At 61.1% G+C, this 21,868-nt stretch carries 18 protein-coding genes and 1 tRNA gene; 5 read left to right on the top strand and 14 right to left on the bottom strand.

Annotated elements, in window-relative coordinates; genetic code table 11:
* Positions 1 to 22: 22 nt before the first annotated feature.
* The 4 genes from GG26_RS01750 to GG26_RS01765 are packed head-to-tail and all read right to left on the bottom strand — an operon-like array spanning position 23 to position 2,949.
* Positions 23 to 499 carry a phosphate-starvation-inducible PsiE family protein gene (locus GG26_RS01750; protein WP_011430326.1) on the bottom strand — a complete coding sequence of 159 codons (477 nt, stop codon included), beginning with the start codon at positions 497 to 499 and terminating at the stop codon, positions 23 to 25.
* A 42-nt stretch (positions 500 to 541) separates the two neighbouring features.
* Complete coding sequence (locus tag GG26_RS01755) at positions 542 to 709, bottom strand: DUF2256 domain-containing protein (RefSeq protein WP_071813515.1); 168 nt, start codon at positions 707 to 709, stop codon at positions 542 to 544.
* A gap of 41 nt (positions 710 to 750) precedes the next feature.
* Positions 751 to 2,385: a CTP synthase gene (locus tag GG26_RS01760; protein WP_414388609.1), complete on the bottom strand. Its 1,635-nt coding sequence runs from the start codon at positions 2,383 to 2,385 to the stop codon at positions 751 to 753.
* Between the two features lie 51 nt (positions 2,386 to 2,436).
* Positions 2,437 to 2,949, bottom strand: coding sequence for a hypothetical protein (locus GG26_RS01765; RefSeq protein ID WP_414388611.1), 513 nt, complete (start codon positions 2,947 to 2,949; stop codon positions 2,437 to 2,439).
* 183 nt (positions 2,950 to 3,132) lie between these two features.
* Between GG26_RS01765 and GG26_RS01770 the strand changes: the two genes are divergently transcribed.
* Both GG26_RS01770 and GG26_RS01775 read left to right on the top strand, forming a co-directional pair.
* Positions 3,133 to 4,128, top strand: coding sequence for an aldo/keto reductase (locus tag GG26_RS01770; RefSeq protein WP_099834886.1), 996 nt, complete (start codon positions 3,133 to 3,135; stop codon positions 4,126 to 4,128).
* A 28-nt stretch (positions 4,129 to 4,156) separates the two neighbouring features.
* A complete protein-coding gene (locus GG26_RS01775) occupies positions 4,157 to 4,933 on the top strand; it encodes an HAD family hydrolase (RefSeq protein ID WP_011430321.1) in 777 nt (258 codons plus the stop codon).
* Here the strand turns inward: GG26_RS01775 and queA are convergent.
* The 6 genes from queA to GG26_RS01805 form a co-directional block, all read right to left on the bottom strand.
* On the bottom strand, positions 4,930 to 6,120 hold the full coding sequence (queA, locus tag GG26_RS01780; RefSeq protein WP_099835927.1) for a tRNA preQ1(34) S-adenosylmethionine ribosyltransferase-isomerase QueA: 1,191 nt from the start codon (positions 6,118 to 6,120) through the stop codon (positions 4,930 to 4,932). The genes GG26_RS01775 and queA overlap by 4 nt on opposite strands.
* Positions 6,121 to 6,211: 91 nt before the next feature.
* The gene (gene dcd / locus GG26_RS01785; RefSeq protein ID WP_011430319.1) at positions 6,212 to 6,805 is read right to left on the bottom strand and encodes a dCTP deaminase; all 594 of its coding nucleotides are present in this window, start codon (positions 6,803 to 6,805) and stop codon (positions 6,212 to 6,214) included.
* A gap of 84 nt (positions 6,806 to 6,889) precedes the next feature.
* Positions 6,890 to 7,540, bottom strand: a complete 651-nt coding sequence (locus GG26_RS01790; RefSeq protein WP_099812110.1) for a cob(I)yrinic acid a,c-diamide adenosyltransferase — start codon at positions 7,538 to 7,540, stop codon at positions 6,890 to 6,892.
* Between the two features lie 1,342 nt (positions 7,541 to 8,882).
* The gene (locus GG26_RS01795; protein WP_414388614.1) at positions 8,883 to 10,187 is read right to left on the bottom strand and encodes a phosphodiester glycosidase family protein; all 1,305 of its coding nucleotides are present in this window, start codon (positions 10,185 to 10,187) and stop codon (positions 8,883 to 8,885) included.
* Positions 10,188 to 11,459, bottom strand: coding sequence for an RNA-guided endonuclease InsQ/TnpB family protein (locus GG26_RS01800; protein WP_414388701.1), 1,272 nt, complete (start codon positions 11,457 to 11,459; stop codon positions 10,188 to 10,190).
* Positions 11,347 to 11,964 carry an IS607-like element ISSoc2 family transposase gene (locus GG26_RS01805; protein ID WP_414388616.1) on the bottom strand — a complete coding sequence of 206 codons (618 nt, stop codon included), beginning with the start codon at positions 11,962 to 11,964 and terminating at the stop codon, positions 11,347 to 11,349. The genes GG26_RS01800 and GG26_RS01805 overlap by 113 nt, the downstream gene beginning before the upstream one ends.
* Positions 11,965 to 12,299: 335 nt before the next feature.
* On the opposite strand from GG26_RS01805, the gene GG26_RS01810 reads away from it, so the two are divergent.
* A complete protein-coding gene (locus tag GG26_RS01810; protein WP_414388618.1) occupies positions 12,300 to 13,226 on the top strand; it encodes a D-isomer specific 2-hydroxyacid dehydrogenase family protein in 927 nt (308 codons plus the stop codon).
* Positions 13,227 to 13,257: 31 nt separating this feature from the next.
* On the opposite strand, the gene GG26_RS01815 is transcribed toward GG26_RS01810, so the two are convergent.
* From GG26_RS01815 to GG26_RS01830, 4 genes are all read right to left on the bottom strand, one after another.
* On the bottom strand, positions 13,258 to 14,364 hold the full coding sequence (locus tag GG26_RS01815; RefSeq protein WP_099812112.1) for an isocitrate/isopropylmalate dehydrogenase family protein: 1,107 nt from the start codon (positions 14,362 to 14,364) through the stop codon (positions 13,258 to 13,260).
* 159 nt (positions 14,365 to 14,523) lie between these two features.
* Entirely contained in the window at positions 14,524 to 16,917 is a 2,394-nt protein-coding gene (gene priA / locus GG26_RS01820; protein WP_011430311.1) for a primosomal protein N', read from the bottom strand.
* A 41-nt stretch (positions 16,918 to 16,958) separates the two neighbouring features.
* Positions 16,959 to 18,476 (bottom strand): hypothetical protein, encoded by a 1,518-nt coding sequence (locus GG26_RS01825; protein WP_011430310.1) that lies wholly within the window; start codon positions 18,474 to 18,476, stop codon positions 16,959 to 16,961.
* Positions 18,477 to 19,135: 659 nt separating this feature from the next.
* Positions 19,136 to 19,208 (bottom strand) — tRNA-Ala (locus tag GG26_RS01830).
* 248 nt (positions 19,209 to 19,456) lie between these two features.
* On the opposite strand from GG26_RS01830, the gene sppA reads away from it, so the two are divergent.
* Positions 19,457 to 20,497, top strand: a complete 1,041-nt coding sequence (gene sppA, locus GG26_RS01835; protein WP_011430309.1) for a signal peptide peptidase SppA — start codon at positions 19,457 to 19,459, stop codon at positions 20,495 to 20,497.
* 25 nt (positions 20,498 to 20,522) lie between these two features.
* Positions 20,523 to 21,827: an alanine racemase gene (gene alr / locus GG26_RS01840; protein WP_240527663.1), complete on the top strand. Its 1,305-nt coding sequence runs from the start codon at positions 20,523 to 20,525 to the stop codon at positions 21,825 to 21,827.
* Positions 21,828 to 21,868: the final 41 nt, after the last annotated feature.

The following is a 21,868-nucleotide window of genomic DNA, read 5'->3' on the forward strand; positions in this document are numbered from 1 at the left end:
TCCTACCAGGATCCGTCCGGCCTTACTCATCCCCCGACCGGAATGGGGGTTTGGCCCGCCGCACCAGCCAGTAGCTAACGGAGAGGGCTAGCGTTGCCGCTGCCAGCCCAATGAGATCTAGACCCCCCAGCTTCTCAAAATCAAAAATAATGATCTTGCGCGCCACCGCGATCAAAGAGGTAACAATCACCAGCTCCACCTGCACCACCTGCTTTTGCAAGTAGGCGGTAATGTTCTCCAGAATCTCCAGCGCGATCAGGATATTCAAAAAAAGGCCGAAAATCTCGATCAAAGTAGTGGAGAAAAACCCGGTTGGCTCCCGCAGCAGATCGGCCACCAGGAAGCGGGCCAAATCCACCACGGCCACCACAATCAGGCCGATCATCAAGATGGAAAGCAGCTTCGAGATCAGGCTTTCGATGCGGGTGATGGCCCGCAAAAAGGGATCCTCCTCTTCGGTTTCGTGAGGATTGTGCAACAGCCACTTGAGAAACCGCATCGACAACCCTTCCCCCCTGCGTCCGGGATCCCATTATCTGCCCTAACCGTTAGCTGGAAGAGATCCCTTGGGGCGACGGTTGCGACACCGCTCAGAACAGTATTTCACCTCTGACCAACAGTCGGCCCACTTCTTGCGCCAGGTGAAGGGCCTGCCGCAGGTGAGACAGATTTTGCTGGGCAAATCCGACTTTTTTCGGTGGCGGGGCATAGCGCGCTAGAAACGACAACTCTTGAATTAACCCCAATGCCCTAGCCTGTGTTCTGCAACTGCAGGGCTTGCGGCCGGGAACGGCTGCGCAAAGCAGCCTCGATCAGCCCCAAAAAGAGGGGATGGGGACGGTTGGGGCGGGAGCGAAACTCGGGATGGAATTGGGTGGCGATGAAAAAGGGGTGGCTGGGCAGCTCGATAATTTCCACCAGGCGGTTATCGGGCGAGACACCACTAATCACGTAGCCGGACTCGAGGAATAGGCTGCGGTAGGCGTTGTTGAACTCATAGCGATGGCGGTGGCGCTCATAAACAATTGTCTCACCGTAGAGCTTGGCCGCCAGGGTGTCGGGCAGAATGCGGCAGGGGTAGAGGCCCAGGCGTAGGGTTCCCCCCAAATGTTCCACATCTTTTTGCTCTGGCAACAGGCTGATGACGGGGTGGGGGGTGTCGGGATCGAACTCATAGCTGTTGGCCCGCTCCAGGCCGGCAATGTTGCATCCCCAGTCGATCACCGCACACTGCATGCCCAGGCACAGCCCCAGAAAGGGAATGCCCCGCTCGCGCACGTAGCGAATGGTGGCCACCTTGCCCTCGATGCCGCGGCTGCCAAACCCACCCGGCACCACCACGCCGTCTACATCGGCCAGCAGGGCTTCTGGCCCCCGCTCCTCGACTTCCTCAGAAGAGATCCAGCGCAAAGTAACGCCGGCATTGAGAGCCAGGCCCGCATGGCGCAGGGCTTCCGCTACCGAGAGGTAGGCGTCGGTAAGGCGCACGTATTTGCCGACAATGGCGATCTCCACTTGCTCTTGAGGGTGGTGCAGCCGCTGCACCAGGAGCTCCCACTCGCGCAGATCCGGCTGCTGCGGCTCCAGGTTGAGGATCTGCAAAACCCGCTGCGCCAACCCTTCCTGCTCCAGCACCAAGGGCACATCGTAGATGCTGGGGGCATCCTGGGCCTGGATAACACATTCCACCGGCACGTCGCAAAACTCGGAGATCTTCTCCTTGATGCTGCGGGGCAAGGGCTGCTCGCAGCGGCACACCAACACATCTGGCTGAATCCCAATCGAGCGCAGCTCCTTGACTGAGTGCTGAGTGGGCTTGGTTTTCATTTCCCCCGCCGCCTTGATGAGAGGCACCAGGGTAACATGCACATAGGCCACATTGGCCCGGCCCACATCTTTGCGAAATTGGCGGATGGCCTCCAAAAAGGGCAGAGACTCGATATCCCCCACCGTGCCCCCCACCTCCACCAGCACCACGTCGGGGTTGGTCTCGCGGGCCACCCGCCGGATGCGCTCTTTGATCTCCTGGGTAACATGGGGGATCACCTGCACCGTGCTGCCTTGGTAATCCCCCCGCCGCTCTTTGTAGATCACCGCCTGGTAGATGGCGCCGGTGGTGACGTTGTTGAGCTTGGACATGTTGGTGTCGGTGAAGCGCTCGTAGTGGCCCAAGTCCAAGTCTGTCTCGGCGCCATCGTCGGTGACGAACACTTCCCCATGCTGGTAGGGGCTCATGGTGCCGGGATCCACATTGATGTAGGGATCCAGCTTCAAAATCGACACGGTGTAGTTGCGGGACTTGAGCAGACGCCCCAAGCTGGCTGCCACGATCCCCTTGCCAATGCTGGAGACGACTCCGCCGGTGATGAAGACAAACTTGGCCATACCCCCGATCCCTTGCCCTCTTCTGATTATGCCAGGGATCCCAGGGCTTCTTTAGGGCCGAGAGCGGATGGGGCCGTTGTAGAGGATGGTGGTCTGGAAGGTGCGCCGATCCACCCGCACCTGGGTTTCGATGCTGGGCTGGACGAAGCCGGGCTCGCCGCCGCGGAAGGTGAAGATCCAGGCATCTTCCAACTCTTCAAAGGGCGCGTCGATGGCCGCCCCGTGCATGGCAGCTTCGGCGCGGTAGCGCTGCAAGCCCCCGTTGGCAATTTCAGCCGCTTGGCGGGCCAAGTTCTTGGCCCGGTTGAGATCGCGGAAGTAGCGGCTGATTTCCTCAAAAGTCCCCGTCGGCAGCGGCCTTGGCCGGGGGGGTGTGGGCGGCACAGGCCGCGGATCTGGCACAATCGGCAGAGTGGGAATATCCTGGCTAGGGGGCAGCGGCTCGACTGGAATCGGGGTTCTGGCAGTTTCTGGAAAAAGGGGGGTGACCACCTGCGCCTGGGCAGAAGGCAGGAATCCCCAGATTACAACGCCGCCCAGGCAGAGACGGAAAATGGACTTCATAGAGCCATGCCGATGTGAATTTTTCAATCCCCACTCTACTGAGCCTCTAGTTAGGAAAGTAGAGGCAAAAGCCCGGACTCTTTTTCCACCAGCAGCTAGGCACGTGGGTTGTCTGCGCAACCGGCTTTGTCCTCCCCTGGCGCCTGTTAGCATCCTGAAACGGGATCCTTTGCAGAAGTTGCCATGGAGTTTGTTACACTTGCCAAGACGGGGCTCCGGCTGAGCCGCGTGGGGTTGGGCACCTGGAGCATGACCGGGGATTGGTGGGGGCCGGCGGATCCCCAGGAGGCCTATGCCACCCTCCGCAAGGCCATTGACCTAGGGATTACCCTCTTTGACACGGCTCCGGCCTACGGCCGCGGCCTTTCGGAAGAGCTTTTGGGACGGGCCATCCGGGATGCCGGCTGCCGGGATCGAGTGGCGATCGCCACCAAGGCCGGCCTGCAGTGGATAAACGGCAAGGTGGTGCGCAACTGCAGCCTAAGTTGGCTAGCTCAGGATCTGGAAAACTCCCTTCGCCGCCTGCAAACCGACGTGATCGACATCTACCAGGTGCATTGGCCGGATCCCTTGGAGCCCCTGGAGGAGACGGCTGCCTTTTTCGGCCGCTTGCTGCAGCAGGGCAAGATCCGCGCCATTGGGGTGAGCAACTTTTCTCCTCCGCAGATGGAGCGTTTCCGTCAGGTGGCTCCCCTGCATACCGTCCAGCCGCCCTATAACCTGTTTGAGCGCCAGATCGAGGCGGATGTCCTGCCCTACTGTCGTGCCAACGGTATTGCCACGCTGATCTACAGCCCCCTCTGTCGAGGGCTGTTGGGGGGACGGCTGACGCCGCAAACCCAGTTTCCGCCTGGAGATCTGCGCGGCGGCATCGATCCCAAGTTTGCGGAGCCTCGCTACTCCCACTACTTGCAAGCAGCGGAAGAGCTGAGCCGGCTGGCGCGAGAGCGCTACGGCAAAACCCTGCCCCAGTTGGCGGTGCGCTGGCTCTTGGATCAGCCGGGAGTAAGTGCAATCCTGTGGGGAGCGCGCAAGCGCCAGCAGTTGGAGGACCTAGCCGGCGTGTGGGGCTGGTCGCTGGAGGCGGAGGCAATGCAGGCCATCGACGCGATCCTGCAAAGGCATGTCCCCGAACCCATCCCCCCCAGCTTCATGGCCCCCCCTGCCCGTGCTGCCTAGAGCAAGGAGTGGGGGGTAAGGCTGTCCAATGGCGCTGCAAGGGGTGATCCTAAGCTGGAGCGGTGTGGTGGCCGACGACGAGGGGCTGCACCTCCACGCCATCAACCAAGTGCTGCTGGAGGAGAACCTGCGTCCCTGGGATCTGGGATCCCGGGAGCAAAAGGAGCTCTACCGGCTGCACTATCTGGGCCGACCGGATTGGGAGCGCCTGCCGGCGCTTTGGCAAGCCCAGGGACGGGTGCTCAGCCCCAAGCAACGAGAAGAGTTGTTGCGCCGCAAGGCCCTTTACTATCAACAGGCTCTGCAGGAGCAGAAGGGATCCCTTCTTGTCCCCGGTTTGGCAGAGGCCCTAGAGAAGCTGGAGCGGCTGCAGCTCAAGGTGGGCCTAGTGAGCGGCCACGCCGCTGCTGAGGTGGAGGCTTTTTTGGAGCGCTTCCCCTGTCCAGCTCTGGCGCGGCTGACTCATGACTTTCGCTACCGCGTAACCGGCGAGGCAGGGGATCCCGCCCTATCACCGGGGCAGTTGCACCGTCTGCTTTTAGAGCGGATGGGGCTTTCCCCTCAGGAGTGCTTGAGTTTTGAAGCCACCTACGCCGGCATTCAAGCAGCTCGCTCGCAAGGGATCCCGGTCTTGGCCCTAGCCACCTTCTTCCCGCTGCACATGTTGCAGCGGCGGGCCAACTGGGCGGTGGATGGTTACCCCCAAGTGGAATGGGAGCGCCTCCAAACTTGGTTTGCCACTGGCCAAGACCGTCCTGCCGACCCTCCTGGCAAACCCTTAGCCAAAGGGCAGGGTTCTCCCTAGGGCAGGATCAGCATGCCGTCCCCAAAGGAGTAGAACCGATAACCCTCCCGGATGGCCTCTTGGTAGAGATCCAGCAAACGCTCTCGCCCGATCAAGGCTGCCACCAGCATCATCAGGCTGGAGCGGGGCAGATGAAAGTTGGTGATCAACCCCTGCACCACCCGCCAGGAGTAGCCGGGGTAGATAAAGAGGTCGCTTTTTCCCTGCCAGGGTTGCAGGGTGCCGCAGAGGGCTGCCGTTTCCAGTGCCCGCACCACCGTTGTCCCCACGGCAATCACCCGCCTTCCCTGGGCCTGGGTTTCGCGAATAGTGGCCACCGTTTCCGCTGGCACCTTGAGCCACTCGCTGTGCAAGCGGTGGTCGGTTACTCGCTCCGCCTCCACCGGGCGGAAGGTGCCCAGGCCGATGTTGAGGGTGATGTAGGCAGTTTGGATCCCCTTTTGGGCCAGCCGCTCCAAGAGCTGGGGGGTAAAATGCAGCCCGGCGGTGGGGGCGGCCACCGAGCCCGGGTGTCTGGCCCAGACCGTTTGATAGTCTTCAGGTCGGACTCCCGCGCTTGTCGGATCAAGGGCGTGGGCAGCTTTCAGATAGGGAGGGAGCGGGATCCGCCCCACCCGCCCCAGGATCTGCTCAAAGGTATCCGCCCCTTCCCAGGTCAACTGCACCACCCGGCCACCCGTCTCCGCGTCCACGGCCAGCACTGTGGCCCCCAGTTCAGCCGGGGATCCCTGGCGATCCCAAAACCGGATTTGATCCCCCACCTTGACCCGTTTGCCTGGCCTAACCAAGACCCGCCAGATTTGCTCCTGCTTGGAGGTGTTGGCCGGGATGGGCTCCAGCAGCAAAACCTCCACCCGTGCCCCGGAAGCGTCCTTTCCCGGCAAAACCTTAGCCCCCCATAGCCGGGCTGGGATTACCTTGGTGTCGTTGAGAACCAGCAGATCCCCGGCCTGCAGGTAGTCGGGGAGGTCGCAGAAGCGGCGGTGCTCGTGCCTATCTGGGTACACCACCAGCATTCGCGCCTGATCCCGTGGCTCCACAGGGGCTTGCGCGATCCGCTCAGGGGGCAGGGAGTAGTCGTAGCTAGCCGTTAGGAGATCCGGGTTGAGCTCTCCAACGCTCCCTGGAAGAAGCTGGCCGGGTTCGGCTTGGCCAGCAGAAGCAGCCAGTAGGAAAGAATGGCTCATGGACAAACACAGCAGCACGCCTCCAGCATAGCCGACGGATGCCGGTTGCCAGAGGCTTTGTCCGGGAGGGATTGGGGGGAGGGTGTGCCACCTAGACCTTGGCCACCACCACCCGCTGGGGTTGATCCTGGTACTTGCCCTGGCGGTCGGCGTAGGTGGTCTGGCAGGGATCCCCTTCCAAGAAGAGGAGCTGCACCACCCCTTCATTGGCATACACGCGGCAGTCGGCGCTGGAAGCGTTGGAGAACTCCAAGGTGAGATAGCCCCGCCACCCCGCCTCGGCTGGGGTGAGGTTGGCGATCAGCCCTACCCGCGCGTAGGAGGACTTGCCAATGCAGATGACGGTGATGTTATCCGGGACTTGCAGCCGTTCTAGGGAGACGCCCAGGCCGTAGGAGTGGGCGGGGATGATGAAGTAGTCCCCCATCTCGTCGTGGTGCAGCTCCACAGGTTCCAGGTTTTTGGGGTTAAACCGCTTGGGATCCACCACCGTGCCGGGCACGTGGCGGAAGATCTTGAACTCCACCGGTGACAGGCGAATGTCGTAGCCGTAGGACGAGAGCCCGTAGCTCAAGACGGGCCGCATCTGGCCGTTCCACTCCACGCGGCGCACCAGCTCAGGACAAAACGGCTCGATCATCCCCCGTTGCGCTTGCTCGTAGATCCAGCGGTCGTTTTTTAACATGGCTGCAACAGGCTGCCCGACAGGCCAGAGAGTTTGGAGAAGAGAGCGCAGTCGCTGCTGGCAAGGCTACGAGCTGCTGACCCGCTAGGGATCCATTCTCGGCGGGGGGCCGCCCTCTGGGGAAGGAGGAACGAGGACTGGATCCCGCCGTGGACGTAGCTGGGTGATCAGATCGGCGCGCTCCAGGAGAGAATCCGGCATCTCCGGCCCGGTGATCACCATGTCCATCCAGACTGGGCGCTGATCGATCAAATCCAGCACCTGCGCCTCCGGGATCAGGCCCAGCTTGATGGCCAGGCCCAACTCGTCTAGCACCACCAAGCCATAACGGCCACTCCTGACCGCCTCCTGAGTAAATTGCCACAGCTCGTCCAGAGCCACCCGCTCCTCCGGCTCCAGGTGAGGCGTATCGATGCAGCGGTGCAGACGACAGCGGGCCCACTCCAGCGAGCTGCCCAGCAAAAGACGATTTTCCGGCCCCTGGTTGATCCCGCCCTTGAGAAATTGCACGATCAACACCCGCGTCCCCTGGCCGGCCAAGCGCAGTGCCTGAGCCATCACAGGAGTGAACATGCCCCGGCTGGGATGGGTGTAGAGCTGCAGGGATCCCTGGGGGATCAGCTGGGCAGAAAAGGCTCCGTCCCGCTGGAAAAAGCGGTCGCCGGCAGCAGGGTTGGCCTGGGCTGCAGGCTGTTTGATGCGGGCAACAGGAACGGCATCCTTGGGGGAGGGCATAGGATTGGGTGAGGCAGTGCGAACCACGGTTTTATCTCGTGAGGGGGCTAGGGGACAAGGCCCTTGGTCTGGGCGGCTTTGCCGAGGAACAAAAGCCCTATCCGTCACCGTTGCGGAGACGCGAAGGAGAGCCACAAGCAACTACCGCCTGCCAAGGCAAACGGCAACTGATGGGACGCAAGGCTTACAAGTGGTGGAAAACATTGACTACGGATTCCATGAAACACCACCTGTGCCTATTCGTCAACGAGTCAGTTCTGTTTCCCGTCGACACACAAATCGCCCCGAATACGGTGTTAGAAAGTATAATCCTTGCCCATCCTAGCTTTTTGCCAGGCGGAGGCGATGGGCGAGAAGAAAAGCTTTTGGATGAGATCTTAATAAAACTTCCGCCGAGGTGTAAAAGCTTAAGCGTCTAGCCATCTTGCTTAATCACGAAAATGTGCCCCAAAAAGATGCAAGCAAAAGATCACTTTTTCTAGATAAGATTAACTCTCAATACATGAGAAGGCCAATGACGACGGCTTGCTCAACTCAATAGAAAAGAGACTTGAGGCGTCCCAGGAGCCTTGCTCGGCATAGACTATAGACTAATCCGCTTGATTGGAAGTCGAAGAACTTGTGTGCATTCCAAAGTAGTTCATTTGAGAAAGGTTGCGACCACAGAGCCAGAAGGTCTACTTTCTTAGGTCGATAAACGCAGATTGTTTACTGCCGTCATAAAGATGGTCTTTTGATAAGGTCTATCAGGATCGGCGGTTAATTGGAAAATAATGTAAAACTTATTGCAAGACCAATTTTTCGTACAGTTGGTTGTTTGATGGTTTTTCTGTTGAATTAAACTTCAGTATTTCTATATAGATTGCGTCGCTGTTTCCTGATCAAATGAATGGGAATTTCTATTGGGTTTTTGCCAACTTTATGAGGGTTCTGTAGGCAAGCAGGATCGCTGCAGACAAGGAACGGATCCGTAGCGGCTCCCGTCAGGGTTGCCGGAAAAAGCTGGGGTTGGATCCCATTTGAAGCCGGTCACTCCGCGCTCCAGATCCTTGGGTACCGATGTTGCCGGGATCCTATGGCGCAAGGGGGGCAAGGCTCTTTCTTCTCTGAGAAGCCTCCTTTAGTCTCAGAAAAGTAAGTAGAACCTTGGGGCTCTGCCTCAAGGGGCTGTCTAGGGGTGGCTTGACAACGCCTCTACGAGTTCGTTTGTGGACTGCGCCTTCAGGCAGAGGGAGTGTCAAGCTGATTAAAAAGTAGCCAGAAAGCAGATGGGGATCCGACGCTCGAGCCGTACATCAAAAGAACCGTATCCTGCTGCCGGAAGAGTTGTCTTGGTTTGCCGCTAGCGACTTAGGTTGGAGAAAAAACCCAAGCCATTGTGAACCCGGGGTAGGCGCCGCCGAGATCTCGTTGTATTGGGATCAGTCTCGCCGTCGGCTAGTCCGATCTCTGGCTCCAGATTGACGGCTTCTTCCCCCAGCACCAGTGTGGAAGAGCGGCTTCCATCTAGGTTCAAAGCGTGGCGACAGCCCAACTGCCGCAACAACTGCGCCATCTCCAACAGGGTGAGCCCTTGGTTTTCCTGGGCATTGCCGGCGGCCACCAGGAGCAGATCCCTGTTGTCCGGTTGCCCCTGCCGCAGACAGATGGCGCTGCGGGCAGCCTGTTGCCGGCGGAAGAGAGGCTGAAACCCCTCCAATTCGGCATCCAGGACCACCTGGCCGTCCAAGAGCAAGAGCGGCCCTGCCCCCAGAATGTGGGGGTAGGCTTCCAGCTCCAGCGGATCCACCGTCCAGTCCAGCCGGAGGCGATCTCCTGGGATCAGCTTGCCGGCTTCTAGAGCGCCCTCTAGCCCTCGTGCTGCCAGTATGTAGCCTTTGGGAGGGATCGGCACCGTCACTTTGCCGGCCACGCCTGCCGACAGGATCTGCTGCAGCCGGTCTTCTTGCACAATGAGGAGAACTTCGTCGTCCGTCTGGGTGGTGTAGGTGGATCCCCAATCAGGGGTGTACTGGGCGATCCCGGGCAGGATGTAGCCGCTGTTGATGCCGACCAAGGGGATCCGATCCCCCAAGTCGTTGCGCAGCTCTATTTGCATCCGCAGGCGGGCAAAGCGCACCGGCTCCAAGCCAGGGGGAGAATTGGCGGCGTCAAACCAGGCAATCGCCCCTCGGCCCAAGATGGGGCTGGAGATCCAGCGGCCTTCCAGGCGAATGGCCCCCAGCGGCTGGCGGGTATTGCGGTTAAAGAAGCCGCCGTTGATAGCAGCCACCGCTCCCCGTTCGCGGCTAAAAGCGGGCAGCTCCCCCAGGCCCACTAGACTGGCAGGGTCGGCCCAAATGGGGCGCAACTGGCCGGCGGCTAGGGAAACTGCCACGACGGAAACCAGGATCCGTCGATCCTCCAGCCAAACCATCCTTTGGTACAAAGGGATCCCCTCTACTACCCGCACAGGCTGCCCGTTGAGGAGCGTCTGGGCAGGGACAGGTAGGTTGCTGAGCAAGAGGAGAGCTGCCCCCGCCCAGGCCACAGCTTTGGACCAAGAGACCCACCTTGCCGGCACCACCCAAGGCGCCAAGTTGGGAAACTGCATCTGGCAGGAAGAGGGCAAGTTTTTGGCTTTGAGCAAGCTTGGCAGCTGATACATTTACGCTGAACACTGCTGAGCATTACTGCTCAGCGGTGAAGCGATAGCATTCTGTCCGTTTCCGTTGTCACTACGCGATGCTGACGCGACCGCGTTAGCGGGACGGAGTCCATTCGCGTCAGCGGGCCGGAGGCCGAACAGAAAGGCGGTATCCCGCAAAGCTCTGAGCATAACACCCAGAGCGCCTTGCCAATCTCGTGGTAGCCTATGGTTGCACTTTGGGCATCTAAACACCTTTGCGCCACCCAACTTGGTGTGGATGTGCCCGCACTTGGTACAGGTTTTGCTGGTGTACGCTTCCGATACTTCCACGACAACCACGTTTTTCTTCTTGGCTTGAAACTTCAGGAGCTGCTTGAACCGGTAGTGCGCCCAGGTGAGCATCGCCCTTGCTGTCTTGCTACCAAACTTCCTCCCTGCCTTGGCAACCATCTTGGCTGACTCGAAAGTGGGGAGGAATATCAATCGGTAGGTATCCGTTAGGAACGCCGCTACCTTGCGATGGCACTCGTCCACCAAGTTCCTGATTCTCTCCCGCAGACGAAACGCCGCTTGCCGCATTCGCCTACGCTTGGGTCTCGGTGCTTTACTCAGCCTAGATTGCAGATCGTCTAGGTGGTAGCACAGCCGAACGATCCTGCCAAAGTCTCCCTTGGCGATATCTACAAAGCCCGCCCCATCAAACCCTGTAAGGAAGCTTCTTACTCCAGGATCAAGTGCGATCACCCCCTTTGCTAACGAACACTGCTCGTTCACGGGCTCAGGAAAGATGGCATACCATCTGTCTTTCACCCGCATTAGCTCAGTTCCACGTGCCCATTCTCTGGGCATCTCCTCGGATGCACGGAACGCCAAACCTCGGGTGAGTTTCGGATACCACGTCCCATTGCGAAAGTTGCCGGCGTTGAATTGCAGCGTATGCGACCTGTCCCGCACACTGCGAAACCTCGCGTCTTTGCTTCGGCGGAACGCCAACCACGCCTCGACGACCGCGTTCTGCTTGATGTGGCAGGGGGCGTCCTTCACCCACCCGGGCAGGTCGGAGCGCAGGATGATGTCCCGCAGCTTTCTGGCCGTTTTTGGGGCACCATGCTGACGCTGATAGGCAATCGCTTGGTTGTAGCAGTACCGGCACGCCGCTTGCCACCGCTTCCAAACTTTAGCCAGCGCTGGCTCCGGATAAATCCGTATCTTTCTCGATTGCAGCCCGGTATTTTCTGAGTCCGTAGAGCCGACTACTGAAGCAGTGCAGGATGGTGAGGATATCCTCAACCAGTTCCTGTTGGGGAGAAAGGTGATCGTCATCGAGAACCAAGATTTCGCACCCGTATTGACGGCAGTACCACTCAACGAACTCAAATCCAAACCGGCAGAGTCGATCCCGGTGAGCGACCACAATTGTTCCGACATCTCCTGCACGAACTCGTTCCAATAAGGCAAGGAACTTTGGTCTTTTGAAGTTGAGACCGCCGCCAACCTCTCCGACCACTTCGGCTCCAGGATAGAGGTTAACCAGTCTTGCAATCTGTCTCTCCAAGTCTGGTTTCTGCCCTCGACTGCTGACTCGGGCGTACAAAACGACTCGTTTGTCCTTCTTGGGTGCTCTGTTCGCGTCAGCGGGCCGGAGGCCAATGTAGCTGTCGAGGTCATACCTTCTCGCCCTACCGGATGGTGTACGTACTGCATGGATCCAGCCCTTCTGTTCCCATCGCCTCAAGGTGTGGAGACACACCCCAAAATAATCCGCCGCTTCTCTCGGTTTTACATACCTAGCCATACCAAGCAGCCATACTGAACATATTGTACATTATTTTCAGTATAGTCCAGCATATCATTGACTAGAGTCATGCTCCTATCCGCCGGCGGCAAAAGTGGCCATCAAAATCAAAGACAGCAGAATGCCCGGAAAAAGCAGCAGCACCAAGGTCAAAAACTCAGAAAGGGTCATGGGCTGAAGACGAGAAGAAGAGGCAGAGGCTACAGCTCCTAACCTAGCGATTCCGGCATCCCTTCCCATCCTCCCTTTGGGATCCCTTAACAGTTCTGAGGCTTTTCCCACCCCCTTCTGCCAGCGATATCCTGGCAAAGGGGAAGTCATCTTCGAGAGCTCTGATGGGCATCCAAGGCAGACGCATAGCCGTCGAACCCGGCCACCTCCGACCCTGGTTAAAAGAGGCAGTCCTGGCGGGGGGTGGCGAACTGGTGCCGCTGGCGGAAGCGGAGGCTCTGGTGTGGGCCGATGCCTTTGACGTGCCCAAGCTCAAGCAGTGTCTTGCCGAAGGAAAGGGGATCCGCTGGGTGCAGTTGCCCTGGGCGGGCGTGGAGCCTTTTGCCCAGGCAGGGATCCTGGATCCCGCCTATGTGTGGACCTGCGGCAAGGGGGTCTATGCCCAAGCGGTGGCCGAGCATGCCCTGGCCCTCACCTTGGCCGGCCTGCGGGATCTCAAGCACCGCGCTCTGGCCCAGACTTGGCAGCCGGGATCCGGCACCAGCCTCTGGGGCAGCCGCGTGGTCATCTTCGGGGCGGGGGGCATTGCCCAGGCCCTGATCCGCTTGTTGCAGCCCTTCCAGTGTTCCGTTGAGGTGGTGCGGCGCAGGGCGGATCCCTTGCCGGGAGCCAGCCGGGTGGTGACGTTGGCGGAGCGGCAGGCAGTGCTGGCAGGAGCGGATGTGGTGATCCTGGCCTTGGCCCTCACCCCCGAGACAGAGGGGATCATCGCCTGGCCAGAGCTGGAGCAGATGGGATCCGGCTGTTGGTTGGTCAATGTGGCGCGCGGCAAACATATCGTCACCCCTGACCTGGTGGCCGCCTTGCAGGAGGGGATCATCCGGGGTGCCGCCCTGGATGTTACGGATCCAGAACCGCTGCCCGATGGACATCCCCTCTGGCGCTTGCCCAATTGCCTAATTACCCCCCACACGGCCATCACCGACGCCATGATTGTCCCTGCCCTCTCCGAGCGGGTGCGGGAAAATGTGAGCCGCTTTCGGCTGGGAGAACCCTTGCTGGGGGTGGTGGATCCGGTTCTAGGTTACTGAGCCCTCACCCTCTCCCGAGGGAAGCAGGGATCTAGGACTCGATGGGAATAGGATCCTGGGGAGGAGCCATCTCCTGGACGCGGGCGGCGATGGCCTCGGCCATCTCCTGGGTGCCCACAGGCTCCCCTTGCGCCAGGTCATAGGTGACGTATTTGCCTTCGGCAATGACCGACTGCACTGCCGCTTCTACCCTCGCGGCGGCTTCCCGCTCGCCCAGGTAGCGCAACATCATGGCCCCGGAGAGGATGAGGGCAGAGGGGTTGACCTTATTTTGGCCGGCATACTTGGGCGCTGAGCCGTGGATAGCCTCAAAAACCGCAATGCCATCGCCGATGTTGGCCCCTGGCGCCACCCCCAGCCCGCCGATCATCCCGGCGCACAGGTCGGAGATAATATCCCCATAAAGATTGGTGAGCACCAGCACATCGTAGAGCTGGGGCTTTTGCATCAGTTGCAGGCACATGTTGTCGACAATGAGATCTTCAAACTCGATGTCGGGGTACTCCTGGGCCACCTCCCGTGCCACCTGCAAAAACAGGCCGTCGGTAAACTTCATGATGTTGGCTTTGTGAACGGCCGTTACCTTTTTGCGGCCATTCTGGCGGGCGTATTCGAAGGCAAACTTGACAATGCGACGGCTGCCAAACTCCGAAATGGGTTTGATGCCAATGGCAGATCCCTCGCGGATGAACTTGCCAGAAAGACGCATCATCTCTTCGCGAGCGTGGGCTGCTTCGGGGGTGCCTCGCTCGAACTCGATCCCGGCGTAGAGATCCTCGGTGTTTTCCCGCACCACCACCAGGTCAATGTCTTGAAAGGGGCTTTTGATGCCGGGGAGGGACTTGGCCGGGCGCAGGTTGGCGTAGAGATCCAGCTCTTTGCGGATGGCTACATTGACTGAGCGAAAGCCCGTGCCTACAGGGGTGCCGATGGGCCCTTTGATGGCCACTCTGGTTTCCCGGATGGACTCCAACACCTGCGGTGGCAAAGGCGTGCCGTATTTCTCAATCACCTCTACCCCTGCTTCTACTCGGATCCACTCCAAGTCCACCCCGGTGGCCTCCAGGACTGTGGTCATTGCCCTGGTTACTTCCGGGCCAATGCCATCGCCGGGGATCAACGTTACACGATAGGCCACAAATCCTTCTCCTCCCAGGATTGACGCTGGCAGCTTGACGGGATCCCGCCTAGCGCCGGCCTTTGAGCCCGTGGGGGATCCCTGAGCTTAAACGAAGCTTAAACGACTATAAAACAGGTTGGGGCCATCCAACGCCAAGCTGCGGCAAAACTGCCGCCCCTAGAGGATCCGCAGCGGATCCACATCGAGGCTGACGCGAATCCCCTGGGGAATATGTCCAAGGGCGCGGCGCAGGTGGGTATCGATCTGGGCGCGATCCCAGGGCTGATCGGGAAGCTGTTTGAGGAGGATCTGCCAGCGGTAGCGGCCGGCAACCCGCTCCACTCGGGCCGGTCCTGGCCCCAACACCTCCGCCGGGATCCCTTGCAGGCCCTCAGCTAGGCGGCTGCAGTAGCGCTCTAACGCCTCCAGGCGGCTGCTGCTCAGGCGAATTAAAATCAACGCCCGGTAGGGAGGGTAGCCCCCCTCTTGGCGTTGGCGCAGCTCGGCCTGGACAAAGCCCTCGTAGTTGTGGGCCAGCACCGCTTGCAAGATGGGGTGCTCTGGCAAATAGGTCTGGATAATGGCCTGGCCTGGCAAGGATCCGCGGCCTGCCCGGCCCGCCACCTGGGTCAGCAGTTGAAAGGTGCGCTCGCCAGCGCGGTAGTCAGGCTGGTGCAGCAGCCCGTCGGCGGCTACCACCCCCACCAGCGTCACCTGGGGGATGTCCAGCCCTTTGGTGAGCATCTGGGTGCCCACCAGCACCTGGGCCTTGCCGCTGCGAAACTGCTCCAGCAAATCCCGGTGGGATCCCTTACGGCGGGTGGCGTCGCTGTCGTAGCGCAAAATCGCCACCTGCGGCCAGTGCTGCTGCAGCACCTCCACCACCTTCTGGGTGCCGGTGCCGAAGTGCTTGAGGTAGGGCGAGCCGCAGGCAGGACAGTGCTGGGGGTGGGGTTGGCGGGCGCCGCAGTAGTGGCAGCGCAGCTCCTGCCCGCCCTCCAGGTGAAAGGTAAGGGAGACGTCGCAGTGGGCGCAGGTGAGGACAAAGCCGCAACTGCGGCACAAGACAAAGGTACTGTGCCCCCGCCGGGGGACAAAGAGGATGGCCTGTTCCCCCCTCTTCAAAGTCTCGTGCAAAGCTTGATGCAGGCGGCGGCTGAGAATGCTGCGGTTGCCCGCCTGCAGCTCCTGGCGCATGTCCACCAGCTCCAGCCGGGGCAGGGTGGCCGGGATCCCCGCCTGGGGGATGCGCTGCGGCAAAGGGAGACGAACCCAGCGCTGCGGATCCTGCAGGTGGACCGCATAGGTTTCCACTGCCGGTGTGGCGCTGCCCAGAACTAGGGGACAGTTGGCTAGCTCAGCCCGCCACTCCGCCACCTGACGGGCGTGGTAGCAGGGCTGGGGCTGATCCTGCTTGAAGCTGTCGTCGTGCTCCTCGTCCAGAACGATGAGGCCCAGGTTGGCCAAGGGGGCAAACACCGCCGAGCGGGTGCCGATCACCACCTGGGGGACAGCAACCAACATCTGCCGCCAGAGGTCGTAGCGCTCGCCGGCTGAGAGGCCGCTGTGGTAGGTCCACACGCGGGATCCCAGCCGCGCCCGAAAGCGATCCGTCAGTTGCGGGGTAAGGCCGATCTCCGGCACCAGCACCAAGGCTGACCGCCCCTGCTGCAGCACCTGGGCAATGACTTGCAGGTACACCTCTGTCTTGCCGGAGCCGGTGACCCCATGCAGCAGAAAGCGTTGGTTTCGCCCCAGGGCTTGCTGGATGGCCGCCACTGCCTCGGCCTGGGCTGGCGTCAGAGGCTTGGGCAAATCTTTCTCCACAGGCCGCTCGGCCTCTCCCAGCCGCAGCAAGGGTCGCTCGTAGAGGTGCACCCGGCCTTTGCGGGCTAGGCTCTGCAGCACTGACCGGCTCACCCCCGCCAGGCGCTCCCACTCGACCAGCAGCAGCTCCCCCCCCTTTTGCTTGAGGATCTGCAGCGCTTTCTGCTGGGGCAAGCTCAGCCCCTCCAGCGAGTCCTCCACCAAGGTGGCTGCCTGTTGGGTTTTCACCCTGCCCCCCTGCTGCTCCTGCCAGAAGCTTTCCACCCAACCCCGCCGCTGCAGCTCCCGCAGAGCGACCTCGGCGCCAGGCACCTGCTGCTGGAGGTAACGCCAAGACAGCTCCCCTCCCTTCTCCCGCAGCAGCCGCAGCAAAGCCTGGGCAGCCGGCGAACATTCCCCTGGCGGGGATCCAACCAGGCGGATCCGCCGCTGGGAGCGGCTCAGCAAGCCCGGCGGCAAAACGGTGCGCACCACCTGGGCTAGGGGGGTGAGGTAGTAGTTGGCTACCCGCTGCAGCAGAGGCCAGAAATCCTTGGGCAGGATCCCTTTGGCCACCACCGCTTCAATCTCTCGCACCGACTGGGGATCTACTCCTGTCGGCAACTCCGAGCGCCAGCCCAGAGCCACCGCCCCCGCCACCTGTTGGCCAAAGGGAACGCTGAGGAGATCGCCCGCTTCTGGCTCCCATCCCTCTGGCACGCGGTAGGTGAAGCAGCCCCCCAAGTGGGGATGATCCACCCACACCTCCAGCCAGCGGGGAGGAGCAGGCTGCGCCACCGGATCCCTCACGGTCGGGGCAAGAACCGCGGCAGATCCACTGCCCGCTTATCAGGGCGAGCCAGCAAAGGCCGGGACTGTTCGCGTAAGCGGGACGGAGTCCATAGGGCAGACTTGGGCTTGGCGGCCTGGAGCGAAGCGAGAGACTCAGACCGTGTTGGCGTGTCGGCAGCATTGGGAGCCGCTGCACCAGCGCGAGGCGGGATGTCTATTCCCTTGCGCTCCAAAGCCGTCTTCAGGCTGAGCAGGTGCATCTGCTGCTGCTCGTACTTCTCTCTCAGGGAGCGGTTTTCTTCGGCGAGGGCGGCGCGTTCCGCCTGCAGGGCCCTCACCTGCCCCTCCAAGGCCTCTGTTTGCTCCTGCAGATGGGTGACGGCGATCTGGGCAGAGCGCAATTGCGATTGCCAGGTGGGTTGGTCGGCAAGCTGGGCCAGAGCTGCTTGGAGCCGCTGCTCCAGATCGCCGAGGCGCTGCTGGGCCTGGGCGTACCGTTCCTCCAGACGGCGGTGCTCCTGCTGCCAATGGGCAATTTCCGCCTGCGCTTGGGCGAGGGCAGCTTGCAGCGCTTCGACCTGGGCTTGCCACTGCTGTTGCTGCTCCCGGGAGTCCTGACGCCATTGCTCTTGCTGAGCTTGCAAAGCGGCCAGTTGCGCCTGGGCATCGGCCAGCGCCGCTTCCAATTCCTGCCGTTGTTCCTGCCAGCGCTGCTCCGCTTCCGCCTCTGTCTCGGCATAGCCCGCCAGACGCGCCTCGAGATGTTCCCGCTGTTCTTGCCAGGCTGCCCGTTGGTCGTTGTACAGAGCCCGCAGGCTGTTCAGCTCCGCCTGAGTTTCTGCAATTTGGGTGCGGGCCAACGAAAGCTCTGCCTTGAAACGCTGCAACATCTCCACCCGTTTTTCCGCCAGGTCTTGAGCTTCCACCAGAGAAGCCTGTAGCTCCTGCTGACGGTGTTCCCACTGACGGCGCTCCTGAGCATGGGCCAGCCGTAGCTGCTCGATCTGCTCCTGTAGGGCTTCGATATCTTGGCGCTGCCGCTCGTTGAGGCGTTGCCGCGCCGCCAGCTGAGCTTCTTGCTCCGAGAGCTGAACTTTTTGCTCTGCCAAAGTCTGTTGCAACTGGCGCAGGGCATGTTCCCGCTCCTGCAGCGCCTTTTCTTGCTCGGCCACCTTCTGGCGCAGGGCTCGGCATTCGGCTTCCCAAGCAGCGTCTGCAGGCGTTTGGGCTTTCAATTGCAAGAGCTCTATCTGCTGTTGCTGCTTGCGAGACTGCAGTTCCCTCTCGGCCAGTTGACTGTGCAGCGCCTCTACTTCAGCTTGTAGCTTTTCCTGAAGGGCACGCCGCTCCTGCAGCTCCGCTTCGGCTTCGAGTAGCCGAGCCTCCAACTGCTGCCGCTGCCTCAGGGCCGAATGCCGCTCTGGATTGGGATCCGATTCCGTTCGCGTAAGCGGGACGGAGTCCTTGGCCGACTGGCCGGCTTGAGCTTCGGGAAAGGTGGGATCCGAGTCGCCTGAGGAGGGAGCACGCATAGGTTAAAGCGAAGATGAAGAAGGGGAGGTACAGGATAAAGTTCCCTGCAGTATAGAGAAGTTTTCCGGTGGGTTCAAGCCAGGGGAGGGATCTTGTAAGGTTTCTTTCCGATTCCGAGGCCTGTTGGCCGCCCTTCTTGTCTTGGGGGCTCCTCATCAGGGAGTTGAGCTGGCAGCGGAAGCTCTGTTTGGCCGTTTTTTCGCCAGAAGACGTCTCCCTTCCCCCCAGAGGTCAGCTGCGGCCTGGGGTTGCCTTGAGAGCTTGCTACGATTGCCCCCCTTGCTTCACCCGCAGTACACACTATCGCTGCCCGGGATCCCTCCAGCCTGCCACCACCAATAGTTTGCACCATTTTTTATTTAGTTGCACCCTATAATTCGGCGGCGTTTTAGAGCATCTTTGTCCAATGGCAGGGGCCCTTCGCCCAGGGATCGGCGCAGATCTGCAAGGGATTGAGGCAGCGTCAGCTAGAAGCCGCAGGAGCCCCGCTCCGTACCCCCTTCCCCCCGTATACGGGGAAAGGGGGGCGACCATGGCCGGGTTGCCTCACGGCGGCTCAGATACCTCCCGCAAGGCGGGGATCCCATGGCCGAAGCCGTCTCCTCCGGTCGGAGGGAAGGAGTGACCATTTGCTGGGCCTCGGATGCTATCAGGCCAATGGAGCTTAGCGGACTCGAACCGCTGACCCCTTCAATGCCATTGAAGTGCTCTACCAACTGAGCTAAAGCCCCAAGATGCAGCCTTCCGGCAAGAGCCTGGGCAATTGATTTATGCCCGCTCCAGACTACAATTTTAGCCTGTAGAAGCTGCTTTGGCGGTGAAAAGTACGGGAATCTATCCTAAATAGACGGGAGATCCTTGTCAAGAGTTGGGTTGGAGCGTCCACTTGCAAAAGTGGAGATTGGATCCACCTGGCTCCTGCCCTCTGTTGCAGGAGCTTGCCGGGTGATAGAACGGAGTCAGCGACATTGGGGGGCTTGTGACACAGGGATCTCAGCTTAACCGCCTTTTGGCCGCTTCCTTGCTGGTGGTCTGCCTGATTGCGGCTGTTATTGGCGGCACACGACCTGCCGCAGAGTCGGTTCGGGGTGGCGTCGGGCTAGAGGCCCCTCGAGGGGCGAATCGCATTGAGGTGGTTACCATCGAGGGAACGATAGGAGGGCCACGGGGCTCGACTTTGGTAGGTTTGCCCACCTCTCCCTTAGATCAGTTGCGGGAAGCTGTCGAGGATCGCGCCGTCAAGGCTGTATTGCTGCGCATCAACAGCCCGGGCGGGGCTGTGGGATCCAGCCAGGAGCTCTACCGCGCCGTCACGGCTCTGCGGGAAGCCGGCAAGCCGGTGATTGCCGTCATGGAAGACGTTGCCGCCAGCGGCGGCTACTATGTAGCCAGTGCTGCCGACAAGATCTACGCCAACCCGGGCACCCTGACCGGCAGCATAGGGGTGATCATCAGCGGCCTCAACTTTGGCAAACTGCTCGACAACTACGGCATAGAGCCGCAGACCTTCAAAACCGGCGAGTACAAAGACATTCTTTCCCCTTTCCGGGCTGCCACCCCCCAAGAGCAACGTCTGCTGCAAGAGTTGGTGGAGGATACCCTCGACCAGTTCGTTCGCGATGTGGCCCGCGGACGCCAGCGCTTGCCGGACAAAGGGGCAGAAAAGGTGCTGGATGCGGAGATGATCGCCCGACGGCAAAGCTTGGATGAGGCGCGGGTGCGCCAGTTGGCCGATGGGCGCATCTTCACCGGGGCGCAGGCTGTGGAGTTGGGCCTGGTAGATGCCCTGGGAGGATATGCCGAAGCCGTGGAAGATCTGCGGCGCATGACCGGGGATCCCTCTTTGTCGCCAGCAACGGCGAGAGATCCCTTCCAACGCGCCCTGCAGCGACTATTGAGCCAAGGACTGCCTCCGCAAGGGCAAAATCTCTGGCCCGCTCGACTGTTGGGGAGCCACGAGGTGGCCGGGATCCCGGAAGTGCCGCTGCTGTGGATGGCGCCCGGGTGGACTTTGCGCTAAACCTGACAGTGATCATAGGCTTGGTGTGAGGGGTGAAGCTGTGGATCACACGCCGGACGACGCTTCTGCGCTGGCGACGGCAGGGCATAGCCCCCTGGCCACGGCGTCCGCCTCGTGGACCCAGAGCCAGGGATCCCAGGGAGCGGATCCCGTCGGCGAGACGGGGTTCTGGCCGGATTTCAACCCAGAGCTGGAGCTGCTGACCAGCCGGGCATGGGTGGAAATTGACGCAGCCCAATTGCGAGAAAATCTGCGTCTGTTGCAGGCGCGCCTGTCGCCAGACACTGAGATCTGGGCAGTGGTCAAGGCCAATGCCTACGGCCATGGAGCTCGCTTGGTGGCTCCCATAGCCCTCGCTGCCGGTGCCAAGGGGTTGTGTGTGGCCACCCTGGCAGAAGGGATCGAGCTGCGGCAGGCCGGCCTCCAGGCCCCGATTTTGGTGTTGGGGGCTTTGAATACCTGGGCCGAGCTGCAGCAGGCCATGGCTGCGCGGCTGGAGGTCAGCCTCACCCGGGCCGAGCAGATCCCCGTGATGCGCCAGGTGGCCCGTTGGGCCGGGCGGCCTGTTCCTGTCCACGTCAACGTCGATACGGGCATGACCCGCCTGGGGATTCCCTGGCAAGAGGCCGCCGCCGTGTGGGGGCAGATCTGCCGGATCCCCGAGCTGGAAGGCTGTAGCCTGTTTTCCCACTTCGCAACGGCAGATGAGCCCGATTCTCCGGTGATGGCCCAGCAAGAGGCCCGCTTCGCCCAGGTGGTGGAGCAGATCCGCCAGGCCGGGGATCCCCTGCCCCCCCTGCATCTGGATAACTCCGCCGGCGCCCTAACCCATCTCCACTATCCCCGCGTGCGGTTGGGGCTGGCCCTCTACGGCTTGTCTCCTGCCCCGCACCTGCAGGTGCCGGGGTTGCGGCCGATCCTGCGCCTCAAAGCGCGGTTGACCCACATCCAAACCGTACCCGCCCACACCGGCGTCAGCTATGGCCATCGCTACGTCACTTCTCGCCCCAGTCGCATTGCCACACTGGCCATCGGCTATGCCGACGGGATCCCACGGCGGCTTTCCGGCTGGCTGCGGGGGTGGGTGCGCGGCAGCCTGATCCAGCAGGTGGGCACGATCACGATGGATCAGTGCATGTGGGATGTCACCGAGAGGCCGGATATTCAGGTGGGTGATGTGGTGGAGCTGCTGGGCCCCCATCTGGCGAGTGCGGGTTTCTCAATCCAGGATTGGGCGGATCAGTTGGGCACCATTTCCTATGAACTGCTGTGCGGACTTTCTGCCCGCCTGCCGAGAGTGCTGGTCAACGTGCTCGGGGAAGCTAGCTGACGTTGACGCTATGGCACGTTTTTGTTGGGCGGTTTATGGTA

It is taken from the genome of Synechococcus sp. 'PEA 65AY6A-5F PE A', from assembly GCF_047462575.1.
Classification (GTDB): domain Bacteria; phylum Cyanobacteriota; class Cyanobacteriia; order Thermostichales; family Thermostichaceae; genus Thermostichus.